The organism is Micromonospora sp. NPDC049102, from assembly GCF_043197485.1.
In the GTDB taxonomy this organism is placed as follows: domain Bacteria; phylum Actinomycetota; class Actinomycetes; order Mycobacteriales; family Micromonosporaceae; genus Micromonospora.
Genome location: NZ_JBICTE010000001.1, coordinates 301195 through 314947 on the forward strand (window position 1 = coordinate 301195; position 13753 = coordinate 314947).

The window sequence follows — 13753 nt, forward strand, 5'->3', positions numbered from 1 at the left end:
CGACCAGAGATGCCGTCCTGCGACCCTTTCGCACATTTCCGGAGAGACTGCTAAGCATGTTCCGCTACATCTTGCGGCGCCTACTCCAGATGGTCCTGGCGTTCTTCGGGACCACCCTGATCGTCTACGCGCTGATGTTCGCCGGCCAGGGCGACCCCATCCAGGCCCTCGCGGGCGAACGCCCGGTGACGCCGGCCCAACGGGCCTACCTGACGGAGAAGTACCATCTCGACGCGACGGGCGTCGGCGGTTTCTTCTACCGCTACTTCGACTACGTCAAGAGCCTGCTCCAGGGTGACCTCGGCCAGTCCCTGACGGGCCGCCAGATCGGCGACATCCTCCAGGCGGCGTGGCCGGTCACCCTCAAGCTCGCGCTCATCGCGCTCGCCGTGGCGATCATCTTCGGGGTCAGCGCGGGCGTGGTCGCCGGCATCCGCCGAGCCAGCATCTTCGACAACTCGACGCTGGTGCTGACCCTGCTCGTGCTCGGCATCCCGACCATCGTGCTGGCTCCGCTCGCCCAGTACTTCCTGGGCGTCAAGTGGCAGCTCTTCCCGCCCACCGCCGGCTCCCAGCCGACGTTCTACGCGCTGCTGCTGCCGGGCATCGTGCTCGGCTCGCTGTCGCTGGCCACCGCCCTGCGGCTGACCCGTACCTCGGTGGCCGAGAACCTGCGCGCCGACTACGTCCGCACCGCGCGGTCCAAGGGCCTGGTCAAGCGCCGCATCGTCACCGTCCACGTGCTGCGCAACTCGCTCATCCCGGTGGTCACCTTCCTCGGCGTGGAGCTGGGCAACCTCATGAGCGGCGCGATCATCACCGAGGGAGTCTTCAACATCCCCGGCGTGGGCTTCAACCTCTTCCGCGGCATCCGCACCGAGGACGGCCCCCTGGTGGTGGGCATCGTCAGCGTGCTGGTCGTGGTCTACCTGGTCTCGAACCTGGTGGTGGACGTCCTGTACGCCGTACTCGACCCGAGGATCCGCTATGAGTGAGCGCAGCGAACGAATCATCAGCGCAGCGTGCTTGGGCTCTCAGGCCGGCGCCGAGCGCAGCGAGGTGCCGGCATGAGTGACTTTGAAACGGTGGCGGCCAGCGAGAACCAGGCCGCACGGCGTGGCCCCTCGGGCGAGCCCGGCACACCCAACCAGGTCGGCGCGCCGCACAAGCCGCGCAGCCTGGCCGGTGACGCCTGGCGCGACCTGCGCCGCAACCCGATCTTCTGGACCTCGCTGGCGCTGGTCGTCGTCTTCACCCTGATGGCGCTCGCCCCCGGCGTGTTCACCGCCAACAGCCCGAACGACTGTCTGCTCTCGCGCCAGCACGCCGGGCCGTCCGGCGGGGCCATCTTCGGGTACGACTTCCAGGGCTGCGACACGTACTCCCGGGCGGTCTACGGCACGCGGGCCTCGCTGCTGGTCGGCGCGCTCGCCGCGCTCGGCACCGGCATCATCGCGCTGGTCATCGGCATGCTGGCCGGGTACTTCGGCCGCTGGGTCGACGCCGTGCTCTCCCGGGTGATCGACGTGGTGCTGGGCATCCCGCTGCTGCTCGCGGCGATCGTCCTGCTCAAGCGGGTGTCCAGCGACAGCGAGAACGCCCGGATCGCCGCGGTGATCTTCGTGCTGGCCATCCTGGGCTGGACCACCGCCGCCCGGGTGGTGCGCTCCTCGGTGATCACCGCCAAGGAGCAGGACTACGTGGCGGCGGCCCGGATGCTCGGCGCCGGCAACGGCCGGATCATGTGGCGGCACATCCTGCCGAACTCGCTGGCCCCGGCCATCGTCGTGCTGACCATCGCGCTCGGGTCGTTCATCGCCGCCGAGGCGACGCTGTCCTTCCTGGGCATCGGTCTGAAGGCCCCGACCATCTCGTGGGGCCAGGACATCGACACCGGCCGGATCCACATGCGGGAGGCGGCGACGCCGCTGATCGTCCCGTCGGCCTTCCTCGCGCTGACCGTGCTGGCGTTCATCATGCTCGGCGACGCGATCCGTGACGCCTTCGACCCGAAGCTGCGGTGACTTCCATGCGAGCGCGAGGAGTGAGCGAAGCGAGCCCCGCAGTCGCGAGCGAAAGGCAGACACAGTCATGACCGTCGAACCCACGCCCGCCTCCGCCACTCCCGAGGGCGGCCACCTGCTGGAGCTGCGGGACCTGCACGTCGAGTTCCGGACCAACGAGGGCGTGGCCCGGGTGATCAACGGCGTGTCGTACCACCTGGACGCCGGGGAGACCCTCGCCGTCCTCGGTGAATCCGGCTCCGGCAAGTCGGTCACCGCACAGGCGATCATGGGCATCCTGGACACCCCGCCCGCGTTCGTCCGCTCCGGCCAGATCCTCTACCGGGGTCAGGACCTGCTCAGCGCCTCCGAGGAGCAGCGCCGGCAGGTCCGTGGCAAGGAGATCGCGATGATCTTCCAGGACGCGCTGTCCGCCCTGAACCCGGTGTTCCCCGTCGGCTGGCAGATCGGCGAGACGCTGCGCCAGCGCTCCGGCATGTCCCGGGGTGACGCCCGCCGCCGCGCCATCGAGCTGATGGACCTGGTCAAGATCCCCGGGGCCGCCAAGCGGATCGGCGACTACCCGCACCAGTTCTCCGGCGGCATGCGCCAACGCGTCATGATCGCCATGGCACTGGCGCTGGACCCGAAGGTGCTGATCGCCGACGAGCCCACCACCGCGCTCGACGTCACCGTGCAGGCCCAAATCATGGACCTGCTGGCCGACCTGCGCCGGGACCTCGACATGGCCATGATCCTGATCACCCACGACCTGGGCGTGGTCGCCGGTGTCGCGGACCGGATCGCCGTCATGTACGCCGGTCGAATCGTCGAGCACGCCGACGTCCGCTCCCTCTACAAGGCGCCGGCCCACCCGTACACCAAGGGGTTGCTGGAATCGATCCCGCGCCTGGACGTCCGCGGCCAGGAACTGTCGACGATCAAGGGGTTGCCCCCGAACCTGATGCGCATCCCCTCCGGGTGCCCCTTTCACCCCCGGTGCCCGTACGTGCAGCAGGTCTGCGTGGACGTGGTGCCGCACGACCTGGTCCTCGGCGACGGCCGGACCAGCGCTTGCCACTTCGCGCAGGAGGTCCGTGATGACAGCGCCCGCTAGCTCCGCCAAGGTCCGGGGCGAGACCATCCTCTCCGTCGACAACCTGGTGAAGCACTTCCCGATCAGTCAGGGTGTGCTCTTCCAGCGGCAGATCGGCGCCGTCAAGGCCGTCGACGGCGTCAGCTTCGAGCTGCGCCGGGGCGAGACGCTCGGCGTGGTCGGCGAGTCCGGCTGCGGCAAGTCGACCCTCGCCCGGCTGCTGATGCGGCTGGAAACGCCCACGTCCGGGAGTGCCACCCTGGAGGGTAAGGACCTCTTCAAGGCGTCCGGGTCCGAGCTGCGTCGACTGCGCCGCAACATGCAGATGGTCATGCAGGACCCGTACACGTCGCTGAACCCACGGATGACTGTCGGCGACATCATCGGCGAGCCGTTCGAGATCCACCCGGACGCCGCCCCCAAGGGCAGCAAGGCCAAGCGGGTCCAGGAGTTGCTGGACGTAGTCGGGCTGAACCCGGAGCACATCAACAGATACCCGCACCAGTTCTCCGGCGGTCAGCGTCAGCGCATCGGCATCGCCCGGGCGCTCGCGCTGCGGCCCGAGGTGATCGTCTGTGACGAGCCCGTCTCGGCGCTGGACGTCTCCATCCAGGCCCAGGTGATCAACCTGCTGGAGCAGCTCCAGGACGAGTTCGGACTGTCGTACATCTTCATCGCGCACGACCTGTCCGTGGTGCGGCACATAGCCGACCGGGTCGCGGTCATGTACCTCGGTCGGATCGTCGAGATCGGCACCGAGGACGAGATCTACGAGCGCGCCACCCACCCGTACACCCAGGCCCTGCTCTCGGCCGTGCCGGTGCCGGACCCGGAGGTACGCGACCAGCGCACCATGATCCGGTTGGTCGGTGACGTGCCGAGCCCGGCCGACCCGCCGAGCGGCTGCCACTTCCGCACCCGCTGCTGGAAGGCCCAGGACATCTGCGCCGTCGAGGACCCGCAGACGGTCCCGAGAGCGGCCGACCCGCACCCGTCCGCCTGCCACTTCGCCGAACTACGCTCCCCCACCACAGCCTGACCCCCCCCCGCCCCGCCGGCCACCGGCCCTCCGTCGGTTGATCATGAAGTTGTTGCCCTGCACATCGGCGTGTCAGGGCAATAACTTCATGATCAACCGACGGAGGTGGCCGGCAGGGGGGGCGGGGGGTGGGGGTGGGTGGGTTAGTGGAAGAAGTGGCGGGTTCCCGTTAGGTACATCGTGACGTTGGCCTTCTTGGCCGCTTCGATTACCTCTTCGTCGCGGATCGAGCCGCCGGGCTGCACGATGGCGCGGACGCCGGCGTCGATGAGGATCTGCGGGCCGTCGGCGAACGGGAAGAACGCGTCCGAGGCGGCCACCGATCCGCGGGCCCGGTCGGCGCCGGCTCGGCCGACCGCGAGCTGCGCCGAGTCGACGCGGTTGACCTGACCCATGCCGACGCCGACGGTCGCGCCGTCCCTGGCGAGCAGGATCGCGTTGCTCTTGACCGCGCGGACCGCCCGCCAGGCGAACGCCAGGTCGCGCAGCAGCTCCTCGTCGGCCGCCTCGCCGGTCGCCAACCGCCAGCTCGCCGGGTCGTCGCCGGGGGCGTCCACCCGGTCGGCGACCTGGGTCAGCACGCCACCGGTCACCGGCCGCCACTCCATCTTCGCCGGGGTCCACGCGGGCGCGCGCAGCAGCCGGATGTTCTTCTTGCCCTGCAACACCTCGACCGCACCCTCGTCGAAGCCGGGGGCGACCACCACCTCGGTGAAGATGTCCGCGACCTGCCGGGCCATCTCAACCGAGACCGAGCGGTTGACCGCGATCACGCCGCCGAACGCCGACACCGGGTCGCAGGCGTGGGCCCGGCGGTGCGCCTCGGCCACGTCCGCGCCCACCGCGATGCCGCACGGGTTGGCGTGCTTGATGATCGCCACGGCCGGCTGGTCGGCGAAGTCGTTCGCGGCCCGCCAGGCGGCGTCCGCGTCGACGTAGTTGTTGTAGGACATCTCCTTGCCGTGCAACTGCTCGGCCTGGGCCAGCCCCGCCGGGGCGTCCGGGTCGGTGTAGAGCGCGGCCGGCTGGTGCGGGTTCTCGCCGTAGCGCAGCACCGTCGACTTGCGCAGCGCCGACCCCGCGAACGCCGGCCAGGAGTCGTCGGCCGGGGCCAGCTCGCGGGCGCACCACTGGGCGACCGCCACGTCGTACTCGGCGATGTCGGCGAACGCGCGGGCGGCGAGCGCGCGACGCTGGGCCAGGGTGAACCCGCCCTCGTCGAGCGCGCCCAGCAGCGCCGGATAGCCGGCCGGGTCGGTGAGCACCGCGACCGAGGCGTGGTTCTTGGCGGCGGCCCGCACCATGGCCGGACCACCGATGTCGATCTGCTCCACGCACTCCTCGACGCCCGCGCCGGAGGCGACGGTCGCCTGGAACGGGTAGAGGTTGGAGACCAGCAGGTCGAACGCGGCCACGCCCAGCTCGTCGAGCTGTGCCACGTGGGTGTCCTTGCGCAGGTCGGCGAGGAGGCCCGCGTGCACCTTCGGGTGCAGGGTCTTCACCCGGCCGTCGAGCACCTCGGGGAACCCGGTCACCGTCTCCACCGGCGTCACCGGAACTCCGGCGGCGGCGATCGTGCCCGCCGTGCTGCCCGTGGACACGATCTCCACACCGGCCGCGTGCAGGGCCTGGGCCAGCTCGACCAACCCGGTCTTGTCGTAGACGCTGACCAGCGCCCGCCGAATCGGGCGACGCCCGTCCTGAGTGGAACTCACGGAACCGTGACCTTCCTTCCGGTGATGGTCCAGCCTTCGCGGACCAGACGGCCGACCTGCTCGACGAGCTGGCGGCGCTCGGCTTCTTTGATGCGCTCGGTGAGGGTGTCCACGTCGTCGTCGTCGAGCACCGGCACCGCGACCTGCGCCACGATCGGCCCGGTGTCCATGCCGGCGTCGACGAAGAAGAGGGTGGCACCGGTGAGCTTCACGCCGTACGCGAGAGCGTCGCGCGGGCCATGGATGCCGGGGAACGCCGGCAACAAAGTGTTGTGGGTGTTCAGGTAGCGGTCGCCGAAGGCGGCGAGGAAATGCGGACCGACGAGCTTGAGGAAACCGGCGGAGATCACCAGGTCCGGTTGGTGCTTGGCGACGTGCGCGGTGAGCGCGCGGTCCCAGGCCTCCCGGCTGTCGTGGTCACGGACCCGCTCGACGAACGTCGGCACCCCGGCAGCCTCGGCCCGGTCCAGGCCCGCGATGTCGTCGCGGTCCGCGCCGACCGCTACAACCTGGGCGCCGTACGCGGGGTCGGCAGCGGCGTCCAGCAGGGCCTGGAGGTTGCTCCCGGAGCCGGAGATGAGGACGACGATGCGGGCGGCGGACGCGGGCTCGGTCACCGCAACACCCTATCGGGCAGGTCAGGAAGGCCCTTCGGCCGGGCGGCGCGCCGAATCCGTGACAGTGCTGGCGAGCATCGACCCGGTACGCTGCCGGTCGCCCGGGCTGGACACCGTGCCGGTCCGCACACCCCTGTCAGCGATCCGGCACGCCGACCGTGCCGTTGGAATGAGGAGCACCCGCATGCACCCCGGCGCCCACCCCCAGCAGCAGCCGCCGATCAACAACAACATGACGATGTCGATCGTCGCCATCTTCCTGTTCTGGCCCCTCGCCATCCCGGCGATCATCAACGCGTCGAAGGTCAACCCGCTCCTCCAGCAGGGTGACTACGCCGGTGCCCAGGCCGCCGCGACGGAGTCGCGCAAGTGGTCGAAGTGGGCCCTCATCGTCGGCATCGCGTGGCTTGTCATCGTGCTGCTGTGCTGTGCATTGGGTGGTCTGGGCGCGATCATGAGTGGGAACAGCAGCAGCAACTGACGGAACCAGTCCAAGGAGTTCTCTCGAATGCAGCCCGGTAATCCCGGTCAGGACCCGTACGGCCAGCAGCCCAACGACCCGACCGCACCCCAGCCGCCACACGACCCGTACGCCCCGCCGCCGGCCGCCCCGTACGGCCAGCAGCCCACCTCGGGCCAGCCGTACGGCCAGCAGCCGCAGGACCCGTACGGCGCACCCCAGGCCCCGTACGGGCAGCAGCCGCAGGCGCCGTACGGCCAGCAGCAGCCCCACGGCGCTCCGACGTACCCGAACGCCGGGTACCCGCAGGCCCAGGGGCAGAACAACACCCTCGGCCTGGTGTCGATGATCCTCGGCATCGCGTCGATCCCGCTGGTCTGCTGCCTCTACCTGGGCATCCCGGTGGGCATCGCGGGCGTGGTGACCGGTTACCTCGCCAAGCAGAAGGTCGCCCAGGGCCAGGCCAGCAACGCCGGTCAGGCCAAGGCCGGTCTGATCTGCGGCGCGGTCGGCGTCGGCCTGGGCATCCTGCTGTTCATCGTGGGCATCATCGGAAACGTGAACCTGCCGACCGAGCCCTGATCGGCAACCCACCCTGTCGGGGCGCTCCGGATTCGTCCGGGCCGCCCCGCCCCACCCCCGCCCCCGCCCCGCCCCGCCCCCGCCCCGCCCCCCGCCCGCCCCCGCTTCCGGCCGGTTGATCATGAAGTTATCGCCCCTCGCCACGGCGTGTCGTGACAACAACTTCATGATCAACCGGGGTGTGGGTGGGTGGGGTGGGGGGGTGGGGTGGGGTGGGGTGGGGTGTTAGGGGGTGGGGCGTGGGGGTGGTGCTCCGGGGGTGCGGGCCAGCACGCGGGTTGCGGCGGCACCGAGTAGCGCGCCGACCGCGACGACGCCGGTCGCCACCGCGCCGACCTGCCAGGCCACCGGCCCGAGCTGGGCCAGCCGGCCCCCGCCGAGCGGCCCGCCGGAGGCCGCGGCGGCGACGCCGAGCAGCACGCCGGCCACCGGGCCCGCCAGCGCCGCCGGCACCAACAACTCCGCCCAGCGCCGGGGGCCGCGCTCCGGCCCGGCGACGCGGGCCAGCCGGCGGGCGAGCAGCCAGCCGGCGACCATCCCGGCCAGCACCGGCACCGCGAGCAGCAGGGCACCGAGGCCGTCCACCGGGCCACGCGGCAGGCCGGCGAGCAGGGGTACGGCCGGCAGCGCGCCGACGGACACCTCACTGGTACGCACAGCCGTGTCGACGCCGACCGCGAAACCCGGCCCGAGCAGATAACTGGTCGACCAGACGGCCGCGTTCGGCGCGTACGCCATGCTGACCAGGGTTATCCCGGCCTGCCCGGCCACCCCCGTCCGGTACGCGCCGATCATGTCCGCCGCGTCGCCACCGCCGGTGGCCACGGCCAGGCCGGCCGCGCCGGCGCCCGCGCCGAGCAGCAGGAGCGCGGCCACCAGACCGGTGCGTACGCCGTCGCGCAGCGGGCCGGGTATCCGGGTGACGAGCAGTCGGGTGACGGCGGTGATCCGGATCGCGCCGACCAGCGCGCCGAGCGTGCCGAAGACCGCGAACGTGACCGCCGCGCGCACCGGGGACACCTGTGGCCCGTACGCGCGGATCAGCACGGCGGCGAGGGCGCCGAGCAGCGCGTACGCCAGACCGACCGATCCGGCCGCGACGAGCGCTCGGCGCGGTGAACGGCTGTCGCGGGCGCCGACCGCGCGACTCACGTGCACACCGGCCCGGGTCAGTCGCCAGAGCGCGAGCACGGTCAACGCCAGCGGGGCGAGCCCGAACGGGCCGGCCTCGGTGTGCAGCGGCACGCCGTGCCCCACCAGCCAACCGGCCAGCGCGGTGCGCAGGGTGCCGCCCAGCGTGGTCGAGTCCGCACCGAGCTGGACAAGGCCGAGAACGATCGCCACCGGCAGGTAGGAAGTGAGCGCGGCCCCGCCGGCGGCCACCCCGGCGGCGACGGGCAACGGCGCCCGTCCACGCGGCGACGCACCGGGGCGGGGCGCGGGCACCCGTCGGCGCGGCGCGGCGCGGTCGACCGGCCGGTCGACGGCGCGTACGCCGCCGGCACGGCTGGGACGGTCAGGGGTGACGGGGGACATCCGCTCTACTCTGGCACGTCGCGCGGACGGTGGCAGTCCGATAACCCGCCCCGGAGGGCGGCGAGTTGGGCGAACCGGGTTCCGGACGCCCCGGTCGGGTCTAGCCTCGGCCCAGAGGGGGTGGCCGTCGCAACCCTCGGGTCACACCCACCGGTCGCGACCCGGGGCCGTCCGCCGCCCATGACCGCCCGGAGGTATTCGTGACGACCGCATACCCGCCGCCCCCACCACCGCCGGCCAGGGGCCGGGACCGCACCACGCTCTGGGGCGTGCTGGGCATCGTCCTCGGCCTGATCTGTTGCGGCATCCTCGGCATCATCTTCGGCTACCTGTCACTGCGCGACGCGCGGCGCAACGGTCAGTCGCCGGTTCTCGGCTACCTCGCCATCGCGTTCGGCGTGATCAACATCATCGGCGGGTCGATCCTGCGCCTCACCGGCAACTACCCCTTCTGGAACAACGACTGAGCCGACCGACCGTACGACGAAGGCCGACCGTACGACGAAGGCCGACCGTACGACGAAGGGGCCGACCGGTTCCGGTCGACCCCTTCGCTGTTGCCCTGCCGGCTCAGTTGCCGGACATGATCTCCCGCATCAGCTTCGCGGTCTCGGTCGGCGTCTTGCCGACCTTCACGCCGACGGCTTCGAGCGCCGCCTGCTTCGCCTCGGCGGTGCCGGCCGAGCCGGAGATGATCGCGCCCGCGTGGCCCATGGTCTTGCCGGGGGGCGCGGTGAAGCCGGCGATGTAGCCCACCACCGGCTTGGTGACGTTGGCCTTGATGAACTCGGCGGCCCGCTCCTCGGCGTCGCCGCCGATCTCACCGATCATCACGATGGCGTCGGTCTCCGGGTCGGCCTCGAACGCCTTGAGGGCGTCGATGTGCGTGGTACCGATGATCGGATCGCCACCGATGCCGACGCAGGTGGAGAAGCCGATGTCGCGCAGCTCGTACATCATCTGGTAGGTCAGCGTGCCGCTCTTGCTGACCAGGCCGATCCGGCCGGAGCCGGTGATGTCGGCCGGGATGATGCCGGCGTTGGACGCGCCCGGCGAGGCGATGCCCGGGCAGTTCGGCCCGATGATGCGGGTCTGCTCGCCCTGCGCGAGGTTGTACGCCCAGAACGCGGCCGTGTCGTGCACCGGCACGCCCTCGGTGATCACCACGGCCAGCGGAATCGCGGCGTCGATCGCCTCGACCACGGCGGCCTTGGTGAACTGCGGCGGTACGAAGATGACGGTGACGTCGGCCCCGGTCTCGGCCATGGCGTCCGCCACGGACGCGAAGACCGGCAGCTCGGTGCCGTCGAAGTCGACCTTCTGGCCCGCCTTGCGCGGGTTGACGCCGCCCACCACGGTGGTGCCGGCGGCGAGCATCCGCCGGGTGTGCTTGGAGCCCTCGGAGCCGGTCATCCCCTGGACGATGACCTTCGAGTCCTTGGTCAGCCAGATAGCCATGATCAGACCCCCGCAGCTGCCAGCTCGGCGGCCCGCTCGGCCGCACCGTCCATGGTGTCCACCCGCTGTACGAGCGGGTTGTTCGCGCCGTCCAGGATCGCCCGGCCGGCCTCGGCGTTGTTGCCGTCGAGACGGACGACGAGCGGCTTGGTGACCTGCTCGCCGCGCTGCTCGAGCAGGGCGAGCGCCTGGATGATGCCGTTGGCGACCTCGTCGCAGGCGGTGATGCCGCCGAAGACGTTGACGAAGACGCTCTTCACGGCCGGGTCGGAGAGCACGATCTCCAGCCCGTTCGCCATCACCGCGGCGCTCGCGCCGCCACCGATGTCGAGGAAGTTGGCCGGCTTGACGTTGCCGTGCCGCTCACCGGCGTACGCGACGACGTCGAGGGTCGACATGACCAGACCCGCGCCGTTGCCGATGATGCCGACCTCACCGTCGAGCTTGACGTAGTTGAGGTCCTTCTCCTTGGCCGCCTGCTCCAGCGGGTCCACCGAGGCCTGGTCGACCAGGGCCTCGTGGTCCGGGTGCCGGAACGCGGCGTTCTCGTCCAGGGTGATCTTGGCGTCGAGCAGCAGCAGCCGCCCGTCGCCGTTCTTGGCGAGCGGGTTCACCTCGACCAGGGTGGCGTCCTCGGCGACGAACGCCTGCCACAGGCCGACGGCCACCTCGACGACCTGGTCGGCGACCTCGGCCGGGAAGCCGGCCGCGGTGACGATCTCCCGGGCCTTGGCCTCGTCGACACCGGTGTTCGCGTCGATCGGCGCCTTCACCACGCGGTCCGGGGTCTCGGCGGCGACCTGCTCGATGTCCATACCGCCGGCCACGCTGGCGATGCAGAGGAAGGTGCGGTTCGCCCGGTCGAGCAGGTACGAGAAGTAGTACTCCTCGGCCACGTCCGCCGTCACCGTGATCATGACCTTGTGGACGGTGTGGCCCTTGATGTCCATGCCGAGGATGTCGGTGGCCCGCGCCACCGCCTCATCCGGGCCCTCGGCAAGCTTCACGCCACCGGCCTTACCTCGGCCGCCGACCTTCACCTGCGCCTTGACGACCACTCGACCGCCGAGGCGTTCGGCGATCGCGCGGGCCTCTTCCGGGGTCGTGGCGACGCCGCCGGCAAGCACGGGCAAGCCGTGCCGCTCGAACAGGTCCCGCCCCTGGTACTCGTACAGGTCCACGATTGCGCGTCCCGTCCCGTCTCCGCGGCGCGCCGTCGCGCCGCCACCAGCGTTCAGAAAACAGTTTGACGCCTGTCATCTGTTGAAACAGGCCATTGGCGGCAGCCTAGCGAGGTGGGCACCGCCGGCAACCGAGCGGGTGCGCGGTGTGCGGTAATGCACAACTCCGTGTCGAGCGGAGCAGATTCCGGCCGCGTCGCGCGCGCCGTCAATCGTCCGGAGGATGTTGCCGGGGGTCCGTAACCCGCCCGTCGGGGCGTCGTTGAGTCAGGTGTCGGCGCGCTGAGCAGCGCAAAGACGGGATACGGCCGATGCCCTGTCGGTCGAGGGGTGGCGGCGGGGCATCGTGCATAGAGGGGCCGGACGTGTGAGGGGTGCGTCCGGCCCCTCCCCCGTGCCCGGATTCCGGCGCTCCCGGGCACGACTGCCGTCCGGGGCGGCCGCCCTCAGGCGACCGGCTGCGCCACGTTCTCGCGGACCCACTCGACGATCGCCTGGGTGGTCGCACCCGGCGTGAAGATCTTCGCGACGCCCAGCTTCTGCAACTCCGGGATGTCGTCGTTCGGGATGATGCCGCCACCGAAGACGACGATGTCCCGGGCGTCGCGCTCGCCGAGCAGCTCCAGCACCCGGCGAAAGAGCGTCATGTGCGCGCCGGAGAGCACGGAGAGACCGACAGCGTCGGCGTCCTCCTGGATGGCCGTCTCCACGATCTGCTCGGGCGTCTGGTGCAGGCCGGTGTAGACGACCTCCATCCCGGCGTCCCGCAGGGCGCGGGCGACGACCTTCGCGCCGCGGTCGTGGCCGTCCAGACCTGGCTTCGCGACGACGACCCGAATTCGAGAGCTCATCAGCGCACACCTTTCACCGGCTCCACGGCCTTCACCTGAACGAACGGTAACCCGCCCGAGCAGGGTCGGGAAATCCGGGCCGGAAACACGTACGACATCCCGACGGTCACGGACGCGACCCCTGGCAACCGCCACCGGGCCGACCGTGTCGTCAAGCCGGACGAGTCCGCCGGATCGGTCATGCTCGACGACGAACGGGTGGTTACGGGGGCACCGTTCGACGGCACGATGCGTGACAATCACGGACGCAAACGGACAGATCGACACGCCAATTCGGCGGTCTGGCTTGTGACTCGCCTGGTGGTTGGCTAACGTGTCCACGGTTGTCATCAGGTCCATGGACGGGTGACGACGCGGTCGGCAGACGTTCAACTGAGCTTCACGGACGCTTACCGACCGCCTCGGAACCCCGACAACGGAGGGTGTGCGTGCGCCAGCGCCTGTCGTCTGAGCCCGATCGATATCGCGGTCGCCGCCGCGTCCCCACGCCCCCGCGTAGCCGCTACGCGGCAGTCGTCACCACCGCCTTCGTCGGCGCAGGCATCGTCGCGCTGGGCGCCTCGGCCCTGCCGGACGCCAAGGACGTCAGCCCCTCGGTACTCGACGAGCTCAAGCAGGCGTCGATCACGAGCCAGGACGCCGCGGCCCGTGCCGACAACGCCGACCGCGCCTCCCGGGACAGCCGCACGAAGGACGCGGCCGAGCCCGAGGTCTGGATGCTGCCGCTGCAGGGCTACGACTTCAACTCCCCGTACGGGATGCGGTGGGGCAAGCTGCACACCGGTGTCGACCTGGTCGTCCCCGAGGGCACGCCGTACGTGGCGGTCCACGACGGCCTGGTCACCAAGGCCGGCTGGTTCGGCGGCTACGGCTACACGGTGATCGTTCAGCACGCCGACGGCAGCGAGGCCATCTACGGCCACTCCTCCGCGGTCAGCGTCAAGGAAGGCCAGCAGGTCAAGGCGGGCGACCAACTCGGCCTCGTGGGCCAGACCGGTCACGCGTACGGCACGCACCTGCACCTCGAGCTGCATGTCAAGGGCGCGCCGATCGACCCCGTTCCGTACCTGCAGGAGCGCGGAGTGGACATCAAGCTGCAAGTAGAGGCAATTTACAGCGAGGTAGCCGCGTCCTGACGCTGCGCACTGACCGCTGGCCGCCCGGATCTGTCGATCCGGGCGGTTTTGTTTGCGCCGACCCCCGGCGATGTCTCCT

The 13753-nt window shown here is 70.8% G+C and carries 14 protein-coding genes; 8 read left to right on the forward strand and 6 right to left on the reverse strand.

Annotated elements, in window-relative coordinates; translation table 11 throughout:
- Nucleotides 1-56 precede the first annotated feature (56 nt).
- From ACGFH9_RS01425 to ACGFH9_RS01440, 4 genes are all read left to right on the forward strand, one after another.
- On the forward strand, nucleotides 57-995 hold the full coding sequence (locus tag ACGFH9_RS01425; RefSeq protein WP_355247061.1) for an ABC transporter permease: 939 nt from the start codon (nucleotides 57-59) through the stop codon (nucleotides 993-995).
- 72 nt (nucleotides 996-1067) lie between these two features.
- Nucleotides 1068-2024, forward strand: coding sequence for an ABC transporter permease (locus tag ACGFH9_RS01430; protein ID WP_393213641.1), 957 nt, complete (start codon nucleotides 1068-1070; stop codon nucleotides 2022-2024).
- A gap of 67 nt (nucleotides 2025-2091) precedes the next feature.
- On the forward strand, nucleotides 2092-3120 hold the full coding sequence (locus ACGFH9_RS01435; protein ID WP_393213644.1) for an ABC transporter ATP-binding protein: 1029 nt from the start codon (nucleotides 2092-2094) through the stop codon (nucleotides 3118-3120).
- Entirely contained in the window at nucleotides 3104-4138 is a 1035-nt protein-coding gene (locus tag ACGFH9_RS01440; protein WP_355620241.1) for a dipeptide ABC transporter ATP-binding protein, read from the forward strand. The genes ACGFH9_RS01435 and ACGFH9_RS01440 overlap by 17 nt, the downstream gene beginning before the upstream one ends.
- Before the next feature lie 143 nt (nucleotides 4139-4281).
- On the opposite strand, the gene purH is transcribed toward ACGFH9_RS01440, so the two are convergent.
- Nucleotides 4282-5853, reverse strand: coding sequence for a bifunctional phosphoribosylaminoimidazolecarboxamide formyltransferase/IMP cyclohydrolase (gene purH / locus ACGFH9_RS01445; RefSeq protein WP_393213648.1), 1572 nt, complete (start codon nucleotides 5851-5853; stop codon nucleotides 4282-4284).
- A complete protein-coding gene (gene purN, locus ACGFH9_RS01450; RefSeq protein WP_355247047.1) occupies nucleotides 5850-6470 on the reverse strand; it encodes a phosphoribosylglycinamide formyltransferase in 621 nt (206 codons plus the stop codon). The genes purH and purN overlap by 4 nt, the downstream gene beginning before the upstream one ends.
- Nucleotides 6471-6654: 184 nt before the next feature.
- Between purN and ACGFH9_RS01455 the strand changes: the two genes are divergently transcribed.
- Both ACGFH9_RS01455 and ACGFH9_RS01460 read left to right on the forward strand, forming a co-directional pair.
- Complete coding sequence (locus tag ACGFH9_RS01455; RefSeq protein ID WP_393213652.1) at nucleotides 6655-6951, forward strand: CD225/dispanin family protein; 297 nt, start codon at nucleotides 6655-6657, stop codon at nucleotides 6949-6951.
- A 27-nt stretch (nucleotides 6952-6978) separates the two neighbouring features.
- On the forward strand, nucleotides 6979-7512 hold the full coding sequence (locus ACGFH9_RS01460; protein WP_393213655.1) for a DUF4190 domain-containing protein: 534 nt from the start codon (nucleotides 6979-6981) through the stop codon (nucleotides 7510-7512).
- 225 nt (nucleotides 7513-7737) lie between these two features.
- Here ACGFH9_RS01460 and ACGFH9_RS01465 read toward each other — a convergent pair whose 3' ends face one another.
- Nucleotides 7738-9048: a DUF6350 family protein gene (locus ACGFH9_RS01465; RefSeq protein ID WP_393213658.1), complete on the reverse strand. Its 1311-nt coding sequence runs from the start codon at nucleotides 9046-9048 to the stop codon at nucleotides 7738-7740.
- A gap of 200 nt (nucleotides 9049-9248) precedes the next feature.
- Between ACGFH9_RS01465 and ACGFH9_RS01470 the strand changes: the two genes are divergently transcribed.
- Nucleotides 9249-9515, forward strand: coding sequence for a DUF4190 domain-containing protein (locus tag ACGFH9_RS01470; protein WP_355247036.1), 267 nt, complete (start codon nucleotides 9249-9251; stop codon nucleotides 9513-9515).
- 103 nt (nucleotides 9516-9618) lie between these two features.
- Here ACGFH9_RS01470 and sucD read toward each other — a convergent pair whose 3' ends face one another.
- From sucD to ACGFH9_RS01485, 3 genes are all read right to left on the reverse strand, one after another.
- The gene (sucD, locus tag ACGFH9_RS01475) at nucleotides 9619-10506 is read right to left on the reverse strand and encodes a succinate--CoA ligase subunit alpha (RefSeq protein ID WP_393213662.1); all 888 of its coding nucleotides are present in this window, start codon (nucleotides 10504-10506) and stop codon (nucleotides 9619-9621) included.
- Between the two features lie 2 nt (nucleotides 10507-10508).
- Entirely contained in the window at nucleotides 10509-11687 is a 1179-nt protein-coding gene (gene sucC, locus ACGFH9_RS01480) for an ADP-forming succinate--CoA ligase subunit beta (RefSeq protein ID WP_393213665.1), read from the reverse strand.
- 446 nt (nucleotides 11688-12133) lie between these two features.
- On the reverse strand, nucleotides 12134-12538 hold the full coding sequence (locus ACGFH9_RS01485; protein ID WP_393213668.1) for a cobalamin B12-binding domain-containing protein: 405 nt from the start codon (nucleotides 12536-12538) through the stop codon (nucleotides 12134-12136).
- Nucleotides 12539-12966: 428 nt separating this feature from the next.
- On the opposite strand from ACGFH9_RS01485, the gene ACGFH9_RS01490 reads away from it, so the two are divergent.
- On the forward strand, nucleotides 12967-13674 hold the full coding sequence (locus ACGFH9_RS01490) for a M23 family metallopeptidase (RefSeq protein WP_355247025.1): 708 nt from the start codon (nucleotides 12967-12969) through the stop codon (nucleotides 13672-13674).
- Nucleotides 13675-13753: the final 79 nt, after the last annotated feature.